Source organism: Pseudescherichia sp. (assembly GCF_031998825.1).
Lineage (GTDB): Bacteria > Pseudomonadota > Gammaproteobacteria > Enterobacterales > Enterobacteriaceae > Pseudescherichia.
In genome coordinates this window covers 1-23,697 of sequence record NZ_DAMACX010000029.1, presented here as the reverse complement: position 1 = coordinate 23,697, position 23,697 = coordinate 1, and the positions used below count along the sequence as shown (strand labels likewise).

Genomic DNA, 23,697 nt, shown 5'->3' with positions numbered 1-23,697 from the left:
TCAGGACTCCAGCGCGATGGCAACCTCGTAGCCGTGGGACTTCAGCAGCGAGTGTTTCTTAGCGGCTTCCAGATCCTTGGCGACCATCTCAGAGACCATCTCCTGCAGGGTGGTTTCCGGCTTCCAGCCCAGCTTCTCGTGCGCCTTGGTCGGATCGCCGAGCAGGGTCTCTACCTCTGCCGGACGGAAGTAGCGCGGATCGACGGCAACAATCACATCGCCCGCCTTCACGCCCGGTGCGTCGTGACCGGTAACGGAGACCACGATGCCCTTCTCGTCTACGCCGGTGCCTTCAAAGCGCAGCTTGATACCCAGCTGAGCGGCAGCCATCTCAACGAACTGGCGCACCGAGTACTGCACGCCGGTCGCGATAACGAAATCTTCCGGGTGATCCTGCTGCAGCATCATCCACTGCATCTTCACGTAGTCTTTGGCATGGCCCCAGTCACGCAGGGAGTCCATGTTGCCGAGATAGAGGCAGGACTCGAGGCCCTGGGCAATGTTGGCAATGCCACGGGTGATTTTACGGGTTACGAAGGTCTCGCCGCGGCGCGGGGATTCATGGTTGAACAGGATGCCGTTGCAGGCGTACATGCCGTAGGACTCACGGTAGTTAACGGTGATCCAGTAGGCGTAGAGCTTCGCCACCGCATACGGCGAACGGGGGTAGAACGGGGTGGTCTCTTTCTGCGGGGTCTCCTGCACCAGGCCATACAGCTCGGAGGTGGAGGCCTGGTAGAAACGGGTTTTCTTCTCGAGGCCGAGGAAGCGGATCGCCTCCAGCAGGCGCAGGGTGCCCATGCCGTCAACGTCGGCGGTATACTCCGGGGACTCAAAGGAGACCGCTACGTGGCTCATCGCCCCCAGGTTGTAAACCTCATCCGGCTGCACTTCCTGCAGGATACGCGTCAGGTTGGAGCTGTCGGTCAGATCGCCATAGTGCAGATGGAATTTCGGGTTGCTGGCGTGCGGATCCTGGTAGATATGGTCCACGCGCTCGGTGTTAAACGAAGAGGCGCGACGTTTGATGCCGTGAACCTCATAGCCTTTCTCCAGCAGCAGTTCCGCCAGATAAGAGCCATCCTGCCCGGTCACGCCGGTGATGAGAGCGACTTTAGACATAGTTATTTTCTCCAGACTTATCAGAAATTATTCAGTTTCTACGCGTTCGCGTATCACCACTGCGGGATTGCCACGGCAGACGGCGTTGGCCGGTAGCGATTTAAAAACGCTGCTCCGCGCCCCTACCACCGTGCCGTTACCAATCGTGACCCCTGGGGCAACAAACACATCCGTTGCCAGCCAGCACTTCTCGCCAATCACAATAGGCGTCGCGTTAATAGCAAAATGCGCGCTTAAATAGTCGTGACTGCCGGTACACAAATAACACTTTTGTGACACTACCGAATTAGCGCCGAGGGTAATCTCACCCAGCGTATATAAAACGGCTTCGTCTCCTACCCAGCTATAGTCTCCGAGGGTTAATTTCCACGGATAGGTAATCTTTACCGACGGACGGATGACTACGTTTTTTCCGATTTTTGCGCCAAACAGCCGCAATAAAAAAGCTCGCCAGCGATACATTATCTGCGGCGACCAGGCAAATAACGTCGCCTGTACCGCCCACCACAGCTGGACCTTAATAGCTCCCGCCCCCCGGAACCCTTTCGGCACCGAGAATCCTTTTAAATCCTGCATGGTTATCCCTTATATTTAGGCTTTGTGATATAAGGCTTTCGTCTTTCCGGTGGTACGTACGCGTAAGAAATAGGAGAGCTGCGCCCAGAAGCCGGGCACGCGCAATATCTTACGCTGGACCTTTCGCGCATCCTGGCACAGCTCAAGATTATTAGACGTTGAGACACCGCCCATGGAAAATTCAGACACCAACCCCTTTACACGTTTAAAAGGATAACCCGCTTTAAACATTCTCGCGGCCAGCGCGTAATCCGATGAAACTTTATATTGCAGATCGTAGGGATAGGTTTTTAAGCCGCTCACCGGGAAAAAGATCGACTGGTGGCTGGCGGGCAGGCTGTGATAAATATACCAGCCGTGCTTGGCGCTGCGGCGTATTTTTGTCCCATCGCCAAAGTCCAACAGCGCGTCGCCAATATACATCGCCTTTTCACGCTCGTCCGCCAGCTGGCGAACCACGTCGGCAACATCCTCATGGAAGATATCGCCCGAGTTGAGGAACAGGGCAAAGCGCCCTTCGGCCAGCGCAACGCCCTTGTTCATGGCGTCGTAGATGCCGTTATCCCGCTCGCTTACAAAGCGTAAGTTATACTCGCCGTTGAGATTTTCTAAAAATTCACGGGTGCCATCGTTAGAGCCACCGTCCACCACAATCCACTCAAAGGTGATATCTTTTGCCCGTGCCAGGTGGGCCAGTGAGGCATGCGTTTTCACCACGCCCGCAGAGTTACGGAAGGCAACGGTAATGACACTGAGCAGCATGTTTTTACCTCGTCAGGATTGAGTAATATTTAGCGCCTTGCGCAAAATAAACGGGCAAACGATCAAGAACGCGTATTCCGGGCTAAAAATCGAACCGGTAAAAAAGAGCGATACCGGCATAAAAAGATAAAGCTGAACACGATAATTCTGATTATTACCAAATGCGTTGATCATCATTTTTAAGACTTTACTCATGTACCATACGGTCAGTACTACAGCGCACCATGAAAAATAAATAATCAGCAGATACAAGCCATTGTCTATTGTTTTTCCGACGTCCGCACCGTTAAAGATTCCGAATGATGCAACATATTCATAAAGCGATCCAAAACGTACTGCGCCATCGATATTGGTTAATGCGCTGCCAACCATCGCCAGCGGACCGATGATTCGATAATAGGAAGAGGAGCCTTCCGTACCGAGATCGCCGAGTCGTTCGGAAATATACGGAAATGCAAAAACGATACCGACCATAAAAACGGCTAACGATATTATTGCCAGCGGCAGCTTTTTCTTAATCGCCTCTTTATTCAGATACTGAAACGCCCACTCCAGCAAATAAAACAGAATAAAGGTCATTACGCCGGAGAAAGAACCTGAAAGAACTATCCCTGCCAGAATCATACCATCAGTTTTAGGGGTCTTGATACCAAACTGTTTGATACTGAGCCAAATTGAGATTAATGCCAGAGCGAAGAAAGCCGGTTCGAAATAGAGCGCCGTGGTTCGCTTCCCGCCGAACTTGATAAAATTCAGCACGTAGCTGTTGGAGTAGATCAGATATTTCGAGATCGTCTCCATCAGGCTGCTGCCGCCGGAGAGAATAATCTGCGCCATCTCCATCGCCGCCAGGGTCACTATCAGCCCCACCACCATGTAGAAGAAGCGCAGGATCTTACGGTAGTTGTGGGGCGAGACAACCTTAAAGCGGATGCTCCACACCATGCCGATAATAATCACGATGTTGATAAACAGCAGCGTGGAGGTGGCATATTTGCTGGCGTTAAACGACCGACCAAACAGGTAGTTAAAGACGGTCAGCCCGGCACCGATCCCCAGCGCAATCAGCAGCTTCTTCACGCTGATCTTATCGACAAACAGCAGCAGCAGCACCGGTAAAAAGGTGACGATGGTGATGGGGAAGCTCTCCCCCAGCTGGGCGATTTTGACGTTGACCAGCAGATAGGTCAGCGGCAGCAGCAGATAGCTACAGACTCTGATAGAACGCGACATACTCCTCCAGCATCTGCTCTCCGCTATAGGCCTGACGGCTGCGCGCCCGGAACGCCTCCAGCGAGGTGCCAAACACTGCCTCGGCAATCTCCGCTTTTGGCCGCTGAACCAGCGCCAGCACCGTCTTCTCGTCAAAGGTCATGCCGCCGGATTTGCGCAGCACCTCTTGCGCCGCATCGCTGTGGGTAGCAATGACCGGCACACCAATCGACAGCGCCTCGCACAGGATCAGCGGATAGTTATCGACCCGGGAGCTAAACACCAGGGCATCCATCTGGTTCAGCTCGCTCATCAGCTGGCGCTTGTCGGTCAAAAAGCCGTGGTTGATAACGTTCTCCCCTTCGAAGGGTGAGAACTTGCCAAAGGTGTGCAGCTCAATGCCCTTGCCAAGGGCCATCATCTTCTGCACCAGCGCCTGATTGGTTTTGCCGTCGTAGCGCAGGTCGTGCGCGACAATGGCAATTTTTGGTGCCCCCTGGACGTGCTCTACCGGCGTCAGCTCGGCGAGGATCGCTTCGGTGGCGACATCGATGCCGTTATTGATGATCTTGCAGCGGTCCTTGCCATAGATACTGTTAAAGGCGTCGGCCACGTGCTGGCTGGGGGAGATGAAGTGGCATCCGAGGGCGATCATTTCGCTAAACAGACGGCGCTTGCCCGCTATCAGACTGTGGGCGCGATCCACCTTCACGGGGGGATAGTTATCCAGTGTCGGGCAGGTCTGACAGTGGTTTTTCCATCCTTCGCAGCCGTCGGTAAAGGCGCAGCGCCCGGTGACGCTCCAGTGATCGTGCAGAGTCCAGACCAGGGTGACATCACCTCGGCTGGCGGTGACCCGCTGGCAAAACGCCACTACCTTTTCCAGCTTCAGCCAGTAGCTGTGCATAACGTGGAAGTGCAGCACCACCGGCCCCTGGGAGCGGATCACCTCAAGGTAAAGGTCGTTGAGATCGCCAAAGATATCGCGATTGAAGAGGCGAAACAGCGCCAGGTTGGCAATCGAGGTCAGGCGCGGCGTGTGCTTGATCACCTCTGGATAGCTGTCATGGCTGACGCTCTTCTTGCCGCCCTTGCCGTAGCCGTACACAAAGCGCGAGCGCATCCCCTGCTGTAACGCCCGCTGGTGCAGGTCGAGCGCCACGCCAGCCGCGCCCCCTTCGGCCAGGCGGACGTTGAACTGTAAAATATTCATTTGCTCACCTTCACGCGTGCTTTCTCTCCTACCACCAGCGCGTTATCCGGCACGCTGTCCAGCACCACGCTGCCGGCACCGATAGTGACGCCGTTGCCAATGGTGATATCACCAATAATGACCACGTTCGCCCCCAGCTCTACGCCGTTACCAATCACCGGACAGGCCAGGCTCTCCCCGCCCCGGTTGCCGATGGTGACGCCGTGGCGAATGGTGAAGTCATCCCCGGCCACGACGTTTTTGTTGATCACTACGGCATAGCCGTGATGAATGGTAAAACGCCGTCCGATGGTGGCCGCAGCCTGGATCTCATAGCCAAACAGGCACTCGGTAATAAAGCGGTAGAGCAGCAGCACTGGCGCGGCCCACAGATTGTTAATGACGCTTTTTTTGCGCCACACCGAGCAAAAATGCGCGATACGGTAGGCCATCACCATGCAGCAGGGGCGCAGGCTCCAGTGGTTAGCGCGAAAATCCTCCAGGCGCATTATTTACTCCGTAGCCCATAAGCCAGGCGCTTGCCGTTGCGCAGAGAGAACAGGGTCAGCAGCGTACGCAGGGTCATCCGCTTGTTGCGGATCTGGTAGAGCGTAAAGAGCTGATACTTCTTACTGCCACGATCGAACTTATCTTTATGCTTGCGATAGAAGTGGAAGTAGCCGGAAAACTTCTTCGGCGAGGTGGTGATCTGCATCTCCCCGTGGTTGATGTGCAGGATCTGCGTCGCCTCCTCGACCTTCCACGGCTCGCCGTACTCCACCACCATCCGCAGGAAGATGTCGTAGTCCTGAGCTGCCTTCAGCTCGACGTCAAACAGACAGGCCTTAAAGCGCGACGCCAGCGTAAAGACCTGGTTGCCAATAATGTTGCGCTTGTAGAACAGCGTCCGCGAATAGGGAGATTTCGGATAGAGCGGCAAACTGGCTGGCTGGGCATAAACCTCTCCCTCGCAAACGTAGTCGTTGGCATAGAGGAAGGCATGGGTCACCAGCTGGTGCTTATGCTCAAGAAACACCGACAGGCGGTTCGGCGTCCACTCGTCGTCGTCGTCGATACCGGTGATGTAGTGCCCCCGCGCCTGCAAAATGGCCTGGTTGCGTACCGCGCAGGCCCCGGAGTTGAACGGGTTGCGGACGTAGGTTACGCGCGGATCGTTAAGGCCCGCAACGTACTGCTCAAGCTGCTCGTAGTTTGCCGAGCAGTCATCGACGACGATCATCTCCCAGTGCGGATAGTCCTGGCGTAATACCGACTTGATAGCGCGGATCGCCAGCTGCTGACGATTCCATGTCGGCATATAAATAGAGATCGTTGGGTAATTGGCTATTGTCATTTCTTGTCCCCGGGGTTGCCTGTAGGTCTTACTTGGAGTCCGACTTATATTCGTACTCGTAATAGCCGTAGTCCTGATATCCCGTCGCCCGACGGAAGATAGAGTTCAGGATCACGCCTTTTACCTGAATGCCGTTCTGCGCAAAGCGGCTCAGGCTGGTCTCCACCTCTTTCAGGGTGTTAACCGCATAGCGCGCCACCATCAGGGTGGTGCCGGCATGACGCCCCACTACCGCCGCATCGGTCACCGCGAGGATCGGCGGGGTATCGATCAGCACCAGGTCGTAGCGGCTGCTGGCCCACTCAAGCAGCTGCGAGAAACGCTCGCTCATCAGCAGCTCAGAGGGGTTAGGCGGCACCTGGCCACGCGGCACCAGATCGAAATGGGTAATGGCGGTGGGTTTCACGCAGGTGGAGAAATCCCCCTGCCCTGCCAGGATGTCAGAGAGGCCGTTGACGTTATCGGTCCCGAGCAGCTCATGGGTGTAGCCCTTGCGCATGTCGCAGTCGATCATCAGCACGCGCTTGTTGGTCTGGCTGATCACCGCCGCCAGGTTGGCACAGACGAAGGTTTTACCGATCGACGGGCTGACCCCGGTCATCATCAGTACGTTATTGCTGGCCTGCATCATGGCAAAGTGCAGGCTGGTACGCAGGCTGCGGATCGCTTCGATGGCCAGATCGGTTGGGTTGCCTACCGCCAGCAGCTGGCTCTGCTTGAAGCGCTTGCTGCCTTTGCTGGTGGTAACACTGTCACGGGCTTTCTGCCACTCGGAGAGCGGAATGCTGGCGTAGACGCTGATGCCGTTCTCCTCCAGCACCTGCGGGCTTTCGATACCGCGGTTAAACAGCGAGCGCAGCAGTACGCCAACGATGGAGAGCATCAGGCCGAGAATAATGCTGCCGAGAATAATCAGCGCCTTCTTCGGCTTCAGCACGCCGGGCTGATCGATAGCCGGATCGACAATACGCACATCCCCTACCGTGCTGGCCTCGGTGATCTTCAGCTCCTGCTGTTTATTCAGCAGCTGCATATAAACCTGCTGGCCGGACTCCACGTCACGGGTCAGGCGCACAATCTCCTGCTGGGTTTTAGGCATCGCGGAGACGCGCCCGCTGAGACGGCCCTTCTCCTCCTCTAGCGCGCGGCGTTTCTCCAGCAGCGTGCGGTAGGCCGGGTGCGCTTTGGTATAGAGTTTGGAGATCTCCGCCTCTTTGAAGGTCAGCTCGTTAAGCTGGGCGTCAATGTTAACCATTGAGTCCAGCACCGCCTTCGCCTCCAGCGGCAGGTCTACCGAATCCTTATCCTGACGGAAGGCATTAAGCTTGTTCTCCGCCTCATCGAGATTCGCCCGCACTTCCGGTAGCTGTTTCGCAAGGAAGGCCAGGCTTTTCGCCGCCTCTTCCGACTTACGCTCAACGTTCTGCGCCAGATAGTTACGGGTGATGCTGTTGAGAATGGCGCGGATCTGGTTGCGATCCTCCCCAGTAAAGCTCAGGCTCAGTACGCCGGTATCTTTACCGTTCTCGGTGACCGAGAGATTGTTTTGCAGATTGTTAATTACGCCCAGCGTGGAGAATTTCGTTACCGTAAACTCGCTGCCTTCTGTCGCCTGGATAGCGCTAACCTCGAAGGTCACCCCCTCCTTCTGCAGCAGCTTGCCGACTTCGCCACGGGCGCTAAACCCGGCGTCGCTGGTCAGCTGATACTGTTTCGGCCCCAACACGCTGAGGGTAAAGATCTGCCCGCTCGCGCCTTTGGGTAACGTAAAGGTGGTCACCTTAACAGTCTCATTCTGCCGGCCCTGAAGGCGATCCCAGCCTGCGCCGAAGATCGGGAAGGTGTTTTTCGTCACGCCGATATCAAGATCCAGATCGTCAACCGTTTTGCCCAGCACCATTCGCGACTTAATCAGCTGGATCTCTGCATCCGAGGCGGGGGGCTTATTGGAGAGCGCGCTGTTGAGGTTCTGCACCAGCGAGCCGCCAGCGTCCTGCTCAATCTGCACCAGCGCGTCGGCGCTATAGATAGGGGTGGCAAACAGGGTGTAGATTGCCGCCGCCAGCGCGAACAGGGCCGTAATGCCCAGCACCCACCAGCGCGCCTCAATAACGGTTCCTACAAGGCGGCCGATATCGATCTCATCACCGCCCGTCTGTGGGGCAGCAGCATGGTGTAATTTTTCTGTCATGGTTATCCCTGCTGAACGTGCAACGCCTGCGCCCACTGGCGGGCCGAGCGATCGAGTAAGGTGTAGACGGCCTCAAAGGCCTCGCGGCTTTTGCGGTAGGGATCGGGGATCTCGCGCTCGCCGTCCCAGTGGCCGAACAGCATCACCTTGCCGCGCATCTCCGGTGCGATTTCGCACAGCGCGGCAATATGGCGCTTCTCCATCACCAGGATCAGGTCATACTCCCGGCACATCCGCCCGCTGATCTGCCGGGCGCTGTGCCCGGACAGCGACAGCTGGTGATCCTCTGCCACGCTGGTCGCCGTGGCGTCCGCGCCTTTCCCTACCAGCGCCCCCAGTCCGGCAGACTCCACCGTCAGAGCGGGCTGATAGTGTTTCAGCAGACGCTCTCCCGTTGGAGAGCGGCAGATGTTGCCCACGCATACCACCAGAATTTTGTTAAACATGAGCATTACCAGTTGTGAACGTCGCTGGCGGTGTCGGTCATGTAGCGAACGCCACTGATCGTCGGCAGCAACTGATTGATAAGACGGTTCCAGCGAGTAACCGGCGCGGTAGTGACGTAGACCACGTCGTAAGGCTGAAGGCGGAACTCCGTCGCCATCACCAGCGAAGTGGCATCGGACATATCGAGCTGGTAAATATTGGCCATCTTGCCGCTGCGGCCACCCTCGCCTTTCAGCGGACGGATCACAAAGATGCCGCTGGCGTCGGAGGCGGTGAGATCCAGACCTTCGGCCTGGCCCAGCGCTTCGGTCAGGGTCATGCCGCTGAAGTCCATCTTGAGGGTGCTCTGTTTTTTCACTTCGCCCATCACGAACACTTTCAGGTCGTCATTGCGCGGTACAAACAGAATGTCCCCTGGATAGAGCAGGCGGTTCTGGCTGAGGTCGCCGTTCTGCATCAGCGCCTGGAGAGAGATGCGCTGCTCGCGGCCCTCATGGGTAAGCACTACGTTGCGCCAGTCGGCGGTATCGGTCAGGCCGCCGGCGGCGTTAATCGCATCCAGCACGGTGAGCGGCACGTTAGTAATGGCCTGCTGGCCCGATTTATTGACCTGCCCGGAGATATAGGCTTTCTGCGAGCGGAAAGCGGCGATATTAACGTCCACCTGCGGGTCGGCGATGTACTGCGCTAAGCGGCCGGTAATATCACTGCGGATTTCAGCAAGGGTTTTGCCCACGACGTGGACTCTGCCAATGTAGGGGTAGAACATGGTGCCGTCGGGCTGAACCCAGTTACCGGCGTCGCTGGAGCTGCGGTACTGTCCTGCGGGAGTCGTCAGCTCCGGGTGATCCCAGACGGTGACGTTGAGAACGTCACCCGGTCCAACGCGGTACTGGTAGCTGGAGATCTCCTGGTCCAGCGACATGTTGGGTTGGGCGACGTTGGGTCGGGGTCGAAGCTGTTCTACCAGTCGGGGAGTCAAAGGATAAACATTCACCATGCGGTCGAGATCGAAATCAGCATCTTGCTGTTTAATCACATCCTTACCCATTGTGGTCATATTGCTTCCGGGGAAAACCGTGCAACCACTCATCAAGGCCACAGATACCAATAATGGCATCAATTTCATTTTGGATTTCATCATTGATTATTTATCACTTTGGCAGAGTAATTATCCTGTGCAATTTAAATAGCGCTGCTTTCGCCGCACATTTAACAGAATGCATTTAATGTCTGTTAAATATAACTGGCATCAGTCCTAAAAAGCGCCTGGTCAAATGCAGCCGACTGATAGTATTAGCGAAGGTGATTAATACCCCTTATGATCCAGAGACATAACGTTAAACCACGGGCAGACAACGCCGGGCAGGACAACGGGAAAATAGTTTAGTAAAGTAGCGCGTTAACGCTGGAAGAATTGTTGCAGCTAAAGGAATTACAGGCAAGGTTCCGCTTTACCTGATGCCAGTTTTTAAGAATAAGATTAAGTCGCTATTTTCAGCGTTTTAGGAATTACTTCATATTGACAAAAAAAATAGACACTTTTACATCTGCGATATATCCTAATTTACATTCCCGCCGAGACGGGTAATTATTTTTCTGGAGGGTACGAAACGTATTATGGAATGGATTGCCGATCCATCAATCTGGGCCGGGCTGCTGACGCTGGTGGTGCTTGAGCTGGTGTTAGGTATTGATAACCTGGTCTTTATCGCCATCCTTGCCGAGAAGCTGCCACCTGCCCAACGCGACCGGGCGCGGGTCACCGGGCTGGTGCTGGCGATGCTCATGCGCCTGCTGCTGCTGGCCTCTATCTCCTGGCTGGTGACCCTCACTACGCCTCTCTTCTCGGTGCGCGGCTTTAGCTTCAGCGCCCGGGATCTGATCATGCTGTTTGGCGGTCTCTTCCTGCTCTTTAAGGCCACCGTTGAACTCAACGAGCGGCTGGAGGGTAAAGACAGCGATAACCCCACCCAGCAGCGCGGGGCCAGATTCTGGCCGGTAGTGGCGCAGATTGTGGTGCTGGACGCAATCTTCTCGCTGGACTCGGTGATCACCGCCGTGGGAATGGTCGATCATCTGGCGGTGATGATGGCGGCGGTGGTGATTGCCATCGCGCTGATGCTGCTGGCCAGCAAGGCGCTGACGCGCTTTGTTAACAGCCATCCGACCATCGTTATTCTCTGCCTCAGTTTCCTGCTAATGATCGGCTTCAGCCTGATCGCCGACGGCTTTGGATTCCACATTCCGAAAGGCTATCTGTACGCGGCGATTGGCTTCTCGGTGATAATTGAGGCGCTTAACCAGCTGGCTATCTTCAACCGCCGTCGTTTTCTCTCTGCTAACCAGACGCTGCGCCAGCGTACCACCGACGCGGTAATGCGCCTGCTGAGCAACAGGAAAGAGGATGCCGAGCTGGACGTGGAGACCTCCTCCCTGCTGGCGGACCATGATAATCACCAGATCTTCAATACTCAGGAGCGGCTGATGATTGAGCGGGTGCTGAACCTTAACCAGCGCACCGTTAGCAGCATCATGACCTCCCGCCATGACATTGAGTACATCGATCTCAGCGCCCCGGAAGAGGAGATCCGCGCCCTGCTGGATAAAAACCAGCACACCCGTATGGTGGTGACCGGCGGCGATCAGCATGAGGATCTGCTGGGGGTGGTACACATTCTCGACCTGCTCCAGCAGTCGCTGCGCGGCGAGCCGCTCAACATCAACGTGCTGATCCGCCAGCCGCTGGTCTTTCCCGAGGGGCTGCCGCTGTTGCAGGCGCTGGAGCAGTTCCGCAATGCGCGAACGCACTTTGCCTTTGTGGTGGATGAGTTTGGCTCTATCGAAGGGATCGTGACCCTCAGCGACGTGATGGAGACCATCGCAGGTAACCTGCCGAACGAGGTAGAGGAGATTGACGCCCGCCACGACATTCAGAAAAACGCCGACGGCAGCTGGACAGCAAACGGCCACATGCCGCTGGAGGATCTGGTGCAGTATGTGCCCCTGCCGCTGGACGACAAGCGGGAGTATCACACTATCGCCGGACTGCTGATGGAGTATCTGCAGCGCATTCCCAAAGTGGGAGAGGAGGTGCAGGTGGGCGACTACCTGCTGAAGACGCTCCAGGTCGAGAGCCACCGCGTACAGAAGGTGCAGATTGTGCCGCTGGAGACAGAGGGCGCGGAGTACGAGGTGTAACGCCGGGCACGGGAGTGGTTAATGCCCGGTGGCGCTACGCTTACCGGGCCTACGAACCACAAACCATTACCCGCCTGATACTAAAGCTTATCAATCAGCTTTTTAATATCTTTACTACCCTGGCTATCTTTATTGCGATCCGCCCAGTCGTTGAGACGGCGTTTCGCCTCATCCTGCAGATGCTTACGCAGAACCTGATCCACCTGCAGATTATAATTAAGCTCCTGCCATTTGCCGTAAACGCGCAGCGGGATCGGCGTGTTTTTCAGGAATTCAATAAGCTTCCCGTCACCCCTCCAACCCTCGGTAACCTGAACGTTAAACCGGGCATCGCAGAGCTGTTTCACCAGATCGAGCGTGCCCTGCCCAGAGAGATTCAGCAGCGCGGACTGCCCCTGCATATCGTCGAGGGCCATCTGGCCGCGATCGAGGGTTAAATCGGTGCTGAAGCTATCGAGCCGGGTGGCGCTATCATAATTCTGCTGGGCCTGGACATCGCTGCTGCGGGCTACCGCCTGCTGGATAAGCTGCTGGAAGTTCAGACCCTCCATGCGCGTGTTAGCCATCTCAACGTGGGCGCTGCCCTGCCAGCTGCGGCGGAATGCCTCGGCGTCCACCCTGTCGCCGTTGAAATCTCCCGCCAGCGACAGCTTGCCGGTCAGCGCCAGCGGATAGTCAAAGGCTTTCAGCACCGTGCCAATCTCGACGTTATCAAGCTGCGGCTGGAAGGTACTTTTAGGCGTTTTGCCCCGGACATCCAGGCTGCCCGGCAGCGAGAGCGTACCCTCCCCCAGCTTTCCTGTCAGGGTTGAGAGGCTCAACAGGCCCGCTTTATTGGTGATATGGCTACTGACGTCGGTAAAGTCCATCCCCCGCCAGCGGGCCTTTTTTGCGGTCAGCGACAGGTTTGCCGTAAAGCCAAGCAGGCTGCTGTAGTCATCGCCTTCAACGTCACGGGCGATAACCGGGCGAGGCAGCGTCATCAGGCTCTGCACCTGCTGCGCAGCGGTGGCGTTGGTCGCCGGGTTGATTACCGCACCCAGCAGATTCTCCAGGTTGAGATTATCAAAGGCCAGATCCAGCGCCCACTCGGGCTTATCTCCCAACGTCACGCTGCCGCTGCCGGTCACCGCGCTATCGTTGGCGGTCATGTTCAGCTGGCTAAAGGTAAGCTGCTTTTGTGCTTCGCGCCACTGGGCCTGGAAGCCGCCCTGCCCGGTGATACCCTGGACAGGCACATCCCCCCCCTGAAGCTGCCAGTTAAGCTGCTCCACGGCGGCGGTAAGATTATAGGGGTAGTCGGCGGCGTTAACGTTCGCCTTTAGCGCCAGGGTCAGGTCGCGCTGATTGCGGTTGATCCGCCCCGAGAAGTCCACGCTGGCATGGTAGTTTTCATCCTGATCCATCTTGAGATGGATATTACGTACCGTCACCTGCTCATCGTCTTTGTGCTGGAAAACCAGCACGCTGTCGGCGATTTGCAGATGGGAGACCGCCCAGGACCAGCCGCGATCGGTCTCTACCTGCGGCAGCGTGTTCTCCTGCGGCGCAACCGGCGCACCTTCCGGCTCCGACGCCTCGGTTTGCGGCGTAAGCTGGACCACCGCGCCCTTCAGCATCACCTGCTTAACGTGCAGCTGATGGGAGAGCAGCGGCAGCAGCTCTACGTCCAGACGCATATTGTCTGCCGTCACCAGCGGCTGTGTCGCACCGGGGGCGGTCAGCGACATGCGCCCCGAGAGAATGCTCAGCCGGGGCCAGACGTGCCAGCGCAGCGGCTCGTCAAGCTTCAGCTGATAGCCACTGCGCGACTCAACGTGTCGCACCATGTAATCCCGAAAGTCGTTCGGGTTCACCAGCAGCACCAACGCAGAGAGGCCGGCGACCAGCACGACCAGTACAATCATCAGCGTGGTTAACACTCTTCTCATGGCATCCTCAACGAGCAGCTATTACAAGGCGCAACAGGCGCTCAGTCTTTATCAATTCGGCTGGCCACCGCGCCCTGCTGGTCACGGTATTTTGCATCCTGGCGACGGTTATAGGGGCGTGCGGCCGGGCCGGAGAGCGGCTCAAAGCTGAGCGCGCCAATCAGCATTCCCGGACGCAGCGCCAGCGGCAGCTTACCGGAGTTATAAAACTCCAGCACGATGCAGCCAGACCAGCCTGGATCGATACGGTGAGCGGTTACGTGCACCATCAGGCCCAGCCGCGCCAGCGAGGAGCGGCCGTCCAGCCAGCCCACCAGATCCGCCGGCAGGGTCACGGACTCAAAGGTCACCGCCAGCGCCAGCTCGCCCGGGTGCAGGAAGAAGGCGTCGCCTTCTGCGAGCACGATCTCATCGCTCATCACGCGATCCAACGCGGCGCTCACTTCATCTTTGGGACCACTCAGATCGATAAAGGCAGCGGTGTGGCCACGGAAGGTGCGAAACTTGTTGCCCAGACGAACGTCCACCGTCGCACCGTTGATGCGCTCTACCGGGGGGCGCGGGGTAATCGACAGGCGACCATCGTCCAGCCAGGCTTCAATATCGCGGTCACACAAACGCATAGCACTTTCTCCTTAGGTGCTGCCTGCCCGGTTAAGTTCGCCCAGGGCAGACAGTTATCTCTGAACGGTACACAATTTGCGCCGTTTATTCAAAACCAGACGGTTCAAAAAACCCGGTTATTCAAAAAACTGGCTGATCTTGGCCTTCAGGATATCGATAGCAATGCGGTTTTTACCCCCGCGCGGCACGATAATATCGGCGTACTGTTTTGATGGCTCAATAAACTGCAGGAACATTGGACGCACCGTCTTCTGATATTGTGCCATCACCGAGTCCATAGAGCGGCCGCGTTCGTTGACGTCACGCTTGATACGGCGCATCAGGCAGATATCCAGCGGCGTGTCGACAAAGATCGAAAAGTTCATCGCCTCGCGCAGGCGCGCGTCGGTCAGCAGCAGGATCCCCTCAAGAATGATCACTTTCTTGGGTTCAATGTGGATGGTCTCATGGGTACGGGTGTGCTCAACGTAGCTGTACACCGGCAGCTCAATGGGGTTGCCGCCTTTCAGGGTCTGCAAATGTTCAAACAGCAGATTGTGATCCATGGCGCTGGGATGGTCGTAGTTCGTTTTAACACGCTCTTCCATCAACAGGTGACTTTGATCCTTGTAGTAGCTATCTTCTGGGATAACGCCAATATGTTCATCACCAACCTGTTCGCGCAACTCGCGGTAAAGCGTACTGGCAATGAGACTTTTACCTGAAGCGGATGCGCCGGCGATGCCGATAATGACGCACTGATGGGACTTATCAGTCATAAATTTTTGCGACCTGATTAACCTGGAAGTAAAGAAGGGAGACGCCATAGCGTCAAACGCGGCAATTATAGGGATTTCGCTCGCGTGATACCAGTCGAATGCGCAAACGTCTGCCACAACGGCTCTGATCCCGCACATTACCCTTTTCGCAAATTAAAACGTCTAATTTTACAGCGTTCAGCTACCATTTTTGGCAGACTAAGTGATTAATAACACTATGATGTCAAATTATGAGCGGTCACGATAGGAATTGTAAATTGTTTGTACTAGCATAATCCAAATTTCAATTTTACCCGACCGGGCGTTATGAACCTGGCGGCACAGGGACTGCGGATAAAGCGGTAATGAATAAACAATACCAGCGCGTTTTGGTTACTACCCCAAACCCCCTACTGAGGCTGCTCAGTTTAGGACTGGTGACCTTTATCTTTACCCTGTTTTCCCTTGAGCTAACCCGTTTCGGTACCATTCTTGCGCCGCTGTGGTTCCCGACCTCGATTATGATGGTGGCTTTCTACCGCCATGCCGGGCGCATGTGGCCGGGCATCGCTATCGCCTGTACGCTGGGTAGCCTGGCCGCGTCGTTTCTGCTCTTTCCCGCCAGTGAAGTAAACTTCTGGTATCCGGCAATCAATATTATTGAGGCGCTAACGGGCGCGGTGCTGCTGCGTAAGATGCTGCCGTGGTATAACCCGCTGCAGAACCTGGGGGACTGGATCCGCCTGACCATCGGCAGTGCCGTGATCCCTCCCCTGCTCGGTGGACTGCTGGTCTGCCTCGTGCCCAGCAGCGAAAACCTGCTGCGCACCTTTATGATTTGGGTGCTTTCGGAATCCATTGGCGCGCTGGCGCTGGTCCCGCTTGGGCTGATGTTCAAGCTGCACTACCTGCTGCGCCACCGCAAGCCGCAGCTGCTGGTCGAGACCCTGGTGACGCTGGTCGTGACGCTTTTTCTCAGCTGGCTCTCAATGACCTATCTGCCGTGGCCCTTTACCGCCGTTATCGTTCTGCTGATGTGGACCGCCGTTCGCCTGCCGCGCCTGGAGGCCTTTCTCATCTTCCTCGTCACCATCATGGTGGTGTCGCTGATGATGGTTCATAACCCCCTTGAGTTCACCAATTTCAACAGCACCGCCATGCTTAATGCGCCCTGGCTGCCGTTCCTGATGATCCTGCTGCCAGCCAACGTCATGACCATGGTGATGTACTCTTTCCGTGCCGAGCGCAAGCACATTACCGAAAGCGAAGCCCGTTTCCGTAATGCCATGGAGTATTCCGCCATCGGCATGGCGTTGGTGGGCACGGACGGCCAGTGGTTACAGGTCAATAAAGCGCTGTGCAGCTTTCTCGGCTACTCCCAGGATGAGCTGCGCCTGCTGACCTTCCAGCAGCTCACCTGGCCGGAAGATCTCAACAGCGATCTGGAGCAGCTTGAGTCGCTGGTGCGCGGTGAGATCGACAGCTACTCCATGGAGAAGCGCTACTACACCCGCACGGGGGATATCGTCTGGGCGCTGCTGGCGGTGTCGCTGGTGCGCCACCCGGACGGCACGCCGCTCTACTTCATCTCGCAGGTCGAAGATATCAACGATCTGAAGCACACTGAGTGGGTCAACAAGCGGCTGATGGAGCGCATTACGCTGGCCAACGAGGCCGGGGGGATCGGCATCTGGGAGTGGGATCTGGAGCCGGACATTATCAGCTGGGACAAGCGCATGTTTGAGCTGTACGAGCTACCGCCGCACGTGAAGCCCACCTGGAAGCTCTGGTATGAGTGCGTGGTTCCGGAGGACAGAGCCGAGACCGAGCGCATTGTCCGCGACTCGCTGGTGGCAAGAGTGGCCTTTAAGCTGGAGTTTCGCATCCAGGTTAAAGAGGGCGTTCGCCATATCCGCGCCCTGGCGAACCGGGTGCTGAATAAAAATGGCGAAGTTGAACGGCTGCTCGGCGTCAATATGGACATGACCGAGGTGAAGCAGCTGAACGAGGCGCTGTTCCAGGAGAAAGAGCGCCTGCACATTACCCTGGACTCCATCGGCGAAGCGGTGCTCTGTACCGACGTGGATATGAACGTCACCTTTATGAACCCGGTGGCGGAAAAAATGAGCGGCTGGCAGCAGGAGCACGCCATCGGCCAGGCCTTGTTGAACGTGCTGCGCATTACCTTTGGCGATAACGGGCCCGCGCTGGAAAATATTCACAGCGGTGATATGTCGCGCTCAGCCATCGAACAGGATGTGGTGCTGCACTGCCGCAACGGCGGAACCTACGATATTCACTACAGCGTGACGCCCCTCAGCACCCTTGATGGGCAGAACATCGGCTTCGTGCTGGTGATCCAGGACGTGACCGAGTCCCGGAAGATGCTGCGCCAGCTGAGCTATAGCGCCTCTCACGATGCGCTGACCCACCTGGCGAACCGCGTTAGCTTCGAGAACCATCTTAAGCGGCTCTTGCAGACGGTGCAGGAGACGCATCAGCGCCACGCGCTGGTCTATATCGATCTCGACCGCTTTAAGGCGGTTAACGATACCGCAGGCCATGCGGCGGGCGATGCCCTGCTGCGAGAGCTCTCCTCCCTGATGCTCAGCATGCTGCGCTCTACCGATATTCTTGCCCGCCTCGGCGGAGATGAGTTCGGCCTGCTGCTGCCGGAGTGCAATATCGAGAGCGCCCGCTACATCTCCGGGCGAATTATTCACGCAATCAATGATTACCGCTTTATGTGGGAGGGTCGCCTGCATCGCATTGGCGCGAGCGCTGGGATCACGCTGATTGATGAGAGCAACTGTCAGGCCTCCGAGGTGATGTCTCAGGCCGATATCGCCTGCTACGCGTCGAAAAACAACGGCCGTGGCGTGGTCACAGTGTACGAGCCGCAGCAGGATCATATGCACCACAACCGCAGTCTGATCTCCCTTGAGGAGCAGACGCGGATGATCCGCGATAACCATCTGCTGCTGGTGGCACGCGGCGTCGCCTCTCCGCGCGTACCGGAGTCCTGCAACTTCTGGCTGCTCTCGCTGCGTCTGTGGACCAGCGAAGGGGAAGCCATGGAGGAGCGCGCCTTCCGCTCGGGCCTCGCCGAGCCGGAGCTGATCCGTGCTCTCGACCGCCGGGTGGTCCACGAATTCTTCACCAACAGCGCCGCCGGAGTAGTACGTAAAGGGGTCAGCGTCGCCCTGCCGCTCTCCAGCGCCGGGCTGGCCAGCCGGACGGTGATCAACGAGATCGTCGAGAGGCTGGAGCAGAGCGGGATGCCAGGTCGTCTGCTGCACTTTGTGATCCATGCTGATGCCCTGATGCGCGAAGAGAGCAGCATCGGTGACGGCCTCGCCAAACTTCGCCAGGCGGGCTGCCGACTGATTATCAGCCATATCGGGCGCGATCTGGAGATCTTCAACCATCTTATGCCGCAGATGGCGGACTACGTTCTGCTGGAGCCGGAGCTGGTGACCAACGTGCACGGTAACCTGATGGACGAGATGATGGTCACTATCGTGCAGGGCCATGCCCAGCGTCTGGGAATGAAGAGCATCGCCGGGCCAACCAACCAGCCGATGATGATGGATACCCTCTCCGGCATTGGGATTGACTATATCTACGGGGATACCATCTCCCAGGCCCAGCCGCTGGATCTGATGCTCAACACCAGCTACTTTGCCATTAACTGACGGCTCTCATCTGACGGCTGCCAGTCCGGGGTGTACCAGATGTGCAGCAGCGCATAGGAGCGCCAGGGCTGCCAGCGTTGGGCATAGCGGCGGATCTGCGCCGGGGTCATGCCCGCGAAACGCTGCTTGATGGCATAGTCATCGGCTAAAAAGACATCCTTCGCCTGCCAGCCGCGCATCGCCAGATAGTTTGCCGTCCAGCGTCCTATGCCAGGAAAGCCCTGCAATAGCTTTACGCCCTGTTCGATATCCGTCGGGGCCTGCAACGGAAACTCACCGTCAAGGGTGGCGCGGGCCAGATTAATCAGCGCCTCGGCGCGCTTAAGCGGCATCCCCAGCGTTTTTAACGCCGCGGGATCGGCCTGGGCCATAGTTTCTGCCGTCGGGAAGCAGATAAAGCCCGGCGCGTCTGCCAGCGGCTCACCCAGGTGTTCCACCACCTTGCCGGTCAGCTTTGCCGCCATCGCCACGCTCACCAGCTGCCCAAGGATCGCCCGCACGCCCTGCTCAAAGGTATCCATCGAGCCAGGTAGCCGCAGGCCCGGTCGTTGCTCGCCCAGCGGGCCGAGGGCCTGAACAATCTCCTGCGGATCGCAGGCGAGATCGAACAGACGTCCCAGCCTGGCCAGACAGGTTTCAGCCACCGGCATCAGCCCGTCGCTGAGGGTGACTCTCAGGGTATGGTTAGTCTCGTCCGGCTCGGCAGTAACGATCCCCCGGTGCTCCCCCAGCGCAAAACTGCGCACGTAGCGGCCTTCGCTGACCACCTCCACGCCGGTCACCGCACGCGCCTGTAAAAAACCTAACATCCACGCCCAGTCGTAGGGCGGCTTCCAGCTCAGTGTATACATGGTTACTCCTCTCACTCTCTTTTCAGCTTAAGCGCCCCACCACTTTTTTGCTTTGCTTTCATAATCCTTTCGGCTAAAGTCGCCCCCCTTCTTCACCGGCATGGGGAACTTTCATGTTTATTGGTTTTGACTACGGCACGGCAAACTGCTCCGTTGCGGTGATGCGCGACGGCATCCCGCAGCTATTAAAAATGGAAAACGGCAGCACGTTACTGCCGTCAATGCTCTGCGCGCCGACGCGGGAAGCGGTCAGCGAGTGGCTCTACCGCCACCATGACGTTCCCGCCACCGGCGGCGAAACCCAGGCGCTGCTGCGCCGGGCGGTGAGCTTCAACCGTGAAGAGGATATCGAGGTGCTGCCGGGCAGCGTCCAGTTTGGTCTTCAGTCGTTGCAGCAGTACGTTCAGGATCCGGAAGAGGTCTACTTCGTTAAATCGCCGAAATCCTTCCTCGGGGCCAGCGGCCTGAAGCCGCAGCAGATCGCCCTGTTTGAGGATCTGGTCTGCGCCATGATGCTGCATATTCGCCAGCAGGCGGAGAGCCAGTTGCCGGAGGCCATCGATCGGGCGGTGATTGGCCGCCCGATCAACTTCCAGGGGCTGGGCGGCGATGACGCTAACGCCCAGGCGCAGGGGATCCTCGAGCGTGCCGCAAAGCGTGCAGGCTTTAATGAGGTGGTGTTCCAGTACGAGCCGGTCGCTGCCGGGCTAGATTTTGAAGCCACATTGCAGGCGGAGAAGCGCGTGCTGGTGGTGGATATCGGCGGCGGGACCACCGACTGCTCGCTGCTGCTGATGGGCCCGCAGTGGCACCAGCGCCAGGATCGCGATACCAGCCTGCTGGGCCACAGCGGCTGCCGCGTTGGCGGTAACGATCTCGATATTGCGCTGGCCTTTAAGCACCTGATGCCGCTGCTAGGCATGGGCGGCCAGACCGAAAAGGGTATCGCCCTGCCGATCCTGCCGTGGTGGAACGCGGTAGCGATCAACGACGTTCCGGCCCAGAGCGACTTCTACAGCAGCGCCAACGGCCGCCTGCTTAACGACCTGGTGCGCGACGCCCGTGAAGGGGATAAGGTGGCGCGGCTGGTGAAGGTGTGGCGTCAGCGCCTCAGCTACCGCCTGGTGCGCAGTGCGGAAGAGAGCAAGATTGCCCTCTCCGACAACGCGCAAACCGAGGCCCGGCTGCCGTTTATTAGCGACGAGCTGGCGACGGCGATCACGCAGGAGGGGCTGGAGAGTGCCCTCAACCAGCCGCTGACGCGCATTCTTGAACAGGTGCAGCTGGCGCTGGCGAGCAGCAACGAGACGCCGGATATTATCTACCTGACCGGCGGCAGCGCCCGCTCGCCGCTGATCAAAAAGGCGCTGGCCGATGCCCTACCCGGCATTCCGATTGCCGGCGGCGACGATTTTGGCTCGGTCACCGCAGGCCTCGCCCGCTGGGCGCAGGTAGTGTTTTAAAAACGTAAAGTCCGCTCCAAACCTGTAGGCCGGGTAAGGCGTAGCCGCCACCCGGCATTTCCATGCCCGCATTATATACAATGCCCGTCCCATTCAGACGATTCCATACGGTCTTTCATATTTCCTCCATTTTTCTGCGGCGTTGCATTACTAAACTAGTATCATTCTGTGAAATGTTTCAGGAAGAGATACGGATAACAATGAAAGGTCGTGTTAATGCCCGCTGGGCGATGGTAATTGGCGTGGTGATTGTTGCTATTGCCGCACTCTGGTACTGGCATAGCCACACCGCTACCCAGACCGCCGCAGGCGCACACGCCCCGCAGGCTGGACGTGGCGCTACAGGTGGCCGTCGCGGTATGCCGCTGGCCCCGGTACAGGCGGCCACTGCCGTTGAAGGCGAAGTTCCCCGCTACCTGTCGGGCCTCGGCACCATCACCGCTGCTAATACCGTCACCGTGCGCAGCCGCGTCGACGGCCAGCTGATGGCCCTGCATTTCCAGGAGGGCCAGCAGGTGAAAGCTGGCGATCTGCTGGCGGAGATCGACCCCAGCCAGTTTAAAGTGGCCCTCGCCCAGGCCCAGGGCCAGCTGGCGAAGGACAGAGCCACCCTGGCTAACGCCCAGCGCGATCTGGCTCGCTATCAGCAGCTGGTTAAAACTAACCTCGTCTCCCGTCAGGAGCTGGATGCCCAGCAGGCGCTGGTGAGCGAATCCCAGGGCACCATCAAAGCGGATGAAGCCTCGGTTGCCAGCGCCCAGCTGCAGCTGGACTGGAGCCGCATCACCGCCCCAATTGATGGCCGCGTGGGCCTGAAGCAGGTCGACATCGGCAACCAGATCTCCAGCGGCGACACCACTGGTATCGTGGTGATCACCCAGACCCACCCTATCGATCTGGTCTTTACCCTGCCGGAGAGCGATATCGCCACGGTGGTGCAGGCGCAGAAGGCCGGGCAGACCCTCAGCGTTGAGGCCTGGGACCGCACCAACAAGCAGAAGCTGAGCGACGGCACGTTGCTGAGCCTCGACAACCAGATCGACACCACCACCGGCACCATCAAGCTAAAGGCCCGCTTTACCAACCAGGATGATGCCCTCTTCCCTAACCAGTTCGTTAACGCCAGGATGCTGGTCTCTACCGAGCAGAATGCAGTGCTGATCCCGACCGCTGCGCTGCAGATGGGCAACGACGGCCACTTCGTCTGGGTACTGAACGAGCAGAACAAAGTGAGCAAGCACACCGTGACCCCAGGCATTCAGGACAGCCAGCAGGTGGCGATCAGCGCCGGGCTGTCGGCAGGTGACCGTGTAGTCACTGACGGCATCGACCGCCTAACCGAAGGTGCGCAGGTTGAAGTGGTAACGGCCCAGAGCGCCGACGCCGCTCCTGCCGCGCAGGCGAAAACCCACGGCACACGCGCCGCACAGGGAGCCGGTTCCTGATGCAGGTGTTACCTCCCAGCGCTACCGGCGGCCCGTCCCGCCTGTTTATTCTGCGTCCGGTCGCCACCACCCTGATGATGGTGGCGATCCTGCTGGCCGGGATCATCGGCTACCGTTTTCTGCCGGTCTCCGCCCTGCCCGAGGTGGACTACCCCACTATTCAGGTGGTGACCCTCTACCCTGGCGCCAGCCCGGACGTAATGACCTCTGCGGTCACCGCGCCCCTTGAGCGCCAGTTTGGCCAGATGTCTGGCCTCAAGCAAATGTCCTCCCAAAGCTCCGGCGGTGCGTCGGTGGTGACGCTCCAGTTTCAGCTAACGCTGGGGCTGGACGTTGCCGAGCAGGAGGTGCAGGCCGCAATCAACGCCGCCACCAACCTGCTCCCCTCCGATCTGCCCAATCCGCCGGTCTACAGCAAGGTCAACCCGGCGGATCCGCCGATCATGTCGCTGGCGGTCACGTCGACTGCGATGCCGATGACCCAGGTCGAGGACATGGTCGAGACCCGGGTGGCACAGAAGATCTCCCAGGTCTCCGGCGTCGGGCTGGTCACGCTTTCCGGCGGCCAGCGTCCGGCCGTGCGGGTGAAACTTAATGCCCAGGCTATTGCCGCGCTCGGGCTGACCAGCGAAACCGTGCGCACCGCGATCAACAACAACAACGTTAATTCGGCGAAGGGTAGTCTCGACGGCCCAACGCGGGCGGTGACCCTTTCCGCGAACGATCAGATGCAGTCCGCCGAAGATTACCGCCGCCTAATAATCGCCTACCAGAACGGGGCGCCGATCCGCCTCGGCGACGTGGCAACCATCGAACAGGGCGCGGAGAATAGCTGGCTGGGGGCGTGGGCCAACAAGCAGCAGGCGATTGTGATGAACGTCCAGCGCCAGCCGG

At 58.0% G+C, this 23,697-nt stretch carries 19 protein-coding genes; 5 read left to right on the top strand and 14 right to left on the bottom strand.

The window, feature by feature from the left end:
- From gmd to RTP97_RS13900, 10 genes are read right to left on the bottom strand one after another with little or no spacing between them, the layout of a single operon-like run.
- On the bottom strand, window positions 1-1,122 hold the full coding sequence (gene gmd, locus RTP97_RS13945) for a GDP-mannose 4,6-dehydratase (RefSeq protein WP_042389850.1): 1,122 nt from the start codon (window positions 1,120-1,122) through the stop codon (window positions 1-3).
- Window positions 1,123-1,149: 27 nt separating this feature from the next.
- A complete protein-coding gene (wcaF, locus tag RTP97_RS13940; RefSeq protein WP_312213175.1) occupies window positions 1,150-1,698 on the bottom strand; it encodes a colanic acid biosynthesis acetyltransferase WcaF in 549 nt (182 codons plus the stop codon).
- Window positions 1,699-1,713: 15 nt separating this feature from the next.
- A complete protein-coding gene (wcaE, locus tag RTP97_RS13935; RefSeq protein WP_312414620.1) occupies window positions 1,714-2,460 on the bottom strand; it encodes a colanic acid biosynthesis glycosyltransferase WcaE in 747 nt (248 codons plus the stop codon).
- A 12-nt stretch (window positions 2,461-2,472) separates the two neighbouring features.
- The gene (wcaD, locus tag RTP97_RS13930; RefSeq protein ID WP_312414618.1) at window positions 2,473-3,693 is read right to left on the bottom strand and encodes a colanic acid polymerase WcaD; all 1,221 of its coding nucleotides are present in this window, start codon (window positions 3,691-3,693) and stop codon (window positions 2,473-2,475) included.
- Entirely contained in the window at window positions 3,668-4,885 is a 1,218-nt protein-coding gene (gene wcaC / locus RTP97_RS13925) for a colanic acid biosynthesis glycosyltransferase WcaC (RefSeq protein WP_312414616.1), read from the bottom strand. Before wcaC ends, wcaD begins: the two co-directional genes overlap by 26 nt.
- Complete coding sequence (gene wcaB / locus RTP97_RS13920) at window positions 4,882-5,373, bottom strand: colanic acid biosynthesis acetyltransferase WcaB (RefSeq protein WP_312213183.1); 492 nt, start codon at window positions 5,371-5,373, stop codon at window positions 4,882-4,884. The genes wcaC and wcaB overlap by 4 nt, the downstream gene beginning before the upstream one ends.
- Window positions 5,373-6,218: a colanic acid biosynthesis glycosyltransferase WcaA gene (gene wcaA, locus RTP97_RS13915; RefSeq protein ID WP_312414614.1), complete on the bottom strand. Its 846-nt coding sequence runs from the start codon at window positions 6,216-6,218 to the stop codon at window positions 5,373-5,375. The genes wcaB and wcaA overlap by 1 nt, the downstream gene beginning before the upstream one ends.
- 28 nt (window positions 6,219-6,246) lie before the next feature.
- Window positions 6,247-8,409: a tyrosine-protein kinase Wzc gene (wzc, locus tag RTP97_RS13910; RefSeq protein ID WP_312414612.1), complete on the bottom strand. Its 2,163-nt coding sequence runs from the start codon at window positions 8,407-8,409 to the stop codon at window positions 6,247-6,249.
- 2 nt (window positions 8,410-8,411) lie between these two features.
- The gene (gene wzb / locus RTP97_RS13905) at window positions 8,412-8,855 is read right to left on the bottom strand and encodes a low molecular weight protein-tyrosine-phosphatase Wzb (RefSeq protein ID WP_312414610.1); all 444 of its coding nucleotides are present in this window, start codon (window positions 8,853-8,855) and stop codon (window positions 8,412-8,414) included.
- A gap of 5 nt (window positions 8,856-8,860) precedes the next feature.
- A complete protein-coding gene (locus RTP97_RS13900) occupies window positions 8,861-10,000 on the bottom strand; it encodes a polysaccharide export protein (RefSeq protein WP_312414608.1) in 1,140 nt (379 codons plus the stop codon).
- Between the two features lie 476 nt (window positions 10,001-10,476).
- On the opposite strand from RTP97_RS13900, the gene RTP97_RS13895 reads away from it, so the two are divergent.
- Window positions 10,477-12,057: a TerC family protein gene (locus tag RTP97_RS13895; RefSeq protein WP_312414606.1), complete on the top strand. Its 1,581-nt coding sequence runs from the start codon at window positions 10,477-10,479 to the stop codon at window positions 12,055-12,057.
- A gap of 80 nt (window positions 12,058-12,137) precedes the next feature.
- Here RTP97_RS13895 and asmA read toward each other — a convergent pair whose 3' ends face one another.
- The 3 genes from asmA to udk all read right to left on the bottom strand — a co-directional run bounded on the left by asmA (window position 12,138) and on the right by udk (window position 15,370).
- Complete coding sequence (gene asmA, locus RTP97_RS13890; protein ID WP_312414604.1) at window positions 12,138-13,988, bottom strand: outer membrane assembly protein AsmA; 1,851 nt, start codon at window positions 13,986-13,988, stop codon at window positions 12,138-12,140.
- A 41-nt stretch (window positions 13,989-14,029) separates the two neighbouring features.
- Window positions 14,030-14,611 carry a dCTP deaminase gene (gene dcd / locus RTP97_RS13885; RefSeq protein WP_042389830.1) on the bottom strand — a complete coding sequence of 194 codons (582 nt, stop codon included), beginning with the start codon at window positions 14,609-14,611 and terminating at the stop codon, window positions 14,030-14,032.
- Between the two features lie 117 nt (window positions 14,612-14,728).
- On the bottom strand, window positions 14,729-15,370 hold the full coding sequence (gene udk, locus RTP97_RS13880) for a uridine kinase (protein WP_312414602.1): 642 nt from the start codon (window positions 15,368-15,370) through the stop codon (window positions 14,729-14,731).
- Between the two features lie 344 nt (window positions 15,371-15,714).
- Between udk and RTP97_RS13875 the strand changes: the two genes are divergently transcribed.
- Window positions 15,715-19,044: a diguanylate cyclase gene (locus tag RTP97_RS13875; protein ID WP_312414600.1), complete on the top strand. Its 3,330-nt coding sequence runs from the start codon at window positions 15,715-15,717 to the stop codon at window positions 19,042-19,044.
- Here the strand turns inward: RTP97_RS13875 and alkA are convergent.
- Window positions 19,026-19,895, bottom strand: a complete 870-nt coding sequence (alkA, locus tag RTP97_RS13870; RefSeq protein ID WP_312414598.1) for a DNA-3-methyladenine glycosylase 2 — start codon at window positions 19,893-19,895, stop codon at window positions 19,026-19,028. The genes RTP97_RS13875 and alkA overlap by 19 nt on opposite strands.
- A gap of 113 nt (window positions 19,896-20,008) precedes the next feature.
- Here alkA and yegD point away from each other — a divergent pair, with 113 nt between their 5' ends.
- The 3 genes from yegD to RTP97_RS13855 all read left to right on the top strand — a co-directional run.
- Window positions 20,009-21,358 carry a molecular chaperone gene (gene yegD / locus RTP97_RS13865; RefSeq protein ID WP_312414596.1) on the top strand — a complete coding sequence of 450 codons (1,350 nt, stop codon included), beginning with the start codon at window positions 20,009-20,011 and terminating at the stop codon, window positions 21,356-21,358.
- A 200-nt stretch (window positions 21,359-21,558) separates the two neighbouring features.
- Window positions 21,559-22,803, top strand: a complete 1,245-nt coding sequence (locus RTP97_RS13860) for an MdtA/MuxA family multidrug efflux RND transporter periplasmic adaptor subunit (RefSeq protein ID WP_312414594.1) — start codon at window positions 21,559-21,561, stop codon at window positions 22,801-22,803.
- The coding region (locus RTP97_RS13855; RefSeq protein ID WP_312414592.1) for an efflux RND transporter permease subunit at window positions 22,803-23,697 on the top strand (895 nt) is incomplete at its 3' end. The genes RTP97_RS13860 and RTP97_RS13855, both read left to right, overlap by 1 nt.

Excerpts from the sequence above, each read along its gene's own strand:
- wzc (WP_312414612.1), bottom strand. The coding sequence starts at position 8,409 with ATGACAGAAAAATTACACCATGCTGCTGCCCCACAGACGGGCGGTGAT.
- wcaE (WP_312414620.1), bottom strand. The coding sequence starts at position 2,460 with ATGCTGCTCAGTGTCATTACCGTTGCCTTCCGTAACTCTGCGGGCGTG.
- wcaA (WP_312414614.1), bottom strand. The coding sequence starts at position 6,218 with ATGACAATAGCCAATTACCCAACGATCTCTATTTATATGCCGACATGG.
- udk (WP_312414602.1), bottom strand. The coding sequence starts at position 15,370 with ATGACTGATAAGTCCCATCAGTGCGTCATTATCGGCATCGCCGGCGCA.
- RTP97_RS13875 (WP_312414600.1), top strand. The coding sequence starts at position 15,715 with ATGAATAAACAATACCAGCGCGTTTTGGTTACTACCCCAAACCCCCTA.
- wcaD (WP_312414618.1), bottom strand. The coding sequence starts at position 3,693 with ATGTCGCGTTCTATCAGAGTCTGTAGCTATCTGCTGCTGCCGCTGACC.
- dcd (WP_042389830.1), bottom strand. The coding sequence starts at position 14,611 with ATGCGTTTGTGTGACCGCGATATTGAAGCCTGGCTGGACGATGGTCGC.
- wcaB (WP_312213183.1), bottom strand. The coding sequence starts at position 5,373 with ATGCGCCTGGAGGATTTTCGCGCTAACCACTGGAGCCTGCGCCCCTGC.
- gmd (WP_042389850.1), bottom strand. The coding sequence starts at position 1,122 with ATGTCTAAAGTCGCTCTCATCACCGGCGTGACCGGGCAGGATGGCTCT.
- RTP97_RS13900 (WP_312414608.1), bottom strand. The coding sequence starts at position 10,000 with ATGATGAAATCCAAAATGAAATTGATGCCATTATTGGTATCTGTGGCC.
- wcaC (WP_312414616.1), bottom strand. The coding sequence starts at position 4,885 with ATGAATATTTTACAGTTCAACGTCCGCCTGGCCGAAGGGGGCGCGGCT.
- yegD (WP_312414596.1), top strand. The coding sequence starts at position 20,009 with ATGTTTATTGGTTTTGACTACGGCACGGCAAACTGCTCCGTTGCGGTG.
- wcaF (WP_312213175.1), bottom strand. The coding sequence starts at position 1,698 with ATGCAGGATTTAAAAGGATTCTCGGTGCCGAAAGGGTTCCGGGGGGCG.
- RTP97_RS13895 (WP_312414606.1), top strand. The coding sequence starts at position 10,477 with ATGGAATGGATTGCCGATCCATCAATCTGGGCCGGGCTGCTGACGCTG.
- wzb (WP_312414610.1), bottom strand. The coding sequence starts at position 8,855 with ATGTTTAACAAAATTCTGGTGGTATGCGTGGGCAACATCTGCCGCTCT.
- alkA (WP_312414598.1), bottom strand. The coding sequence starts at position 19,895 with ATGTATACACTGAGCTGGAAGCCGCCCTACGACTGGGCGTGGATGTTA.
- RTP97_RS13860 (WP_312414594.1), top strand. The coding sequence starts at position 21,559 with ATGAAAGGTCGTGTTAATGCCCGCTGGGCGATGGTAATTGGCGTGGTG.
- asmA (WP_312414604.1), bottom strand. The coding sequence starts at position 13,988 with ATGAGAAGAGTGTTAACCACGCTGATGATTGTACTGGTCGTGCTGGTC.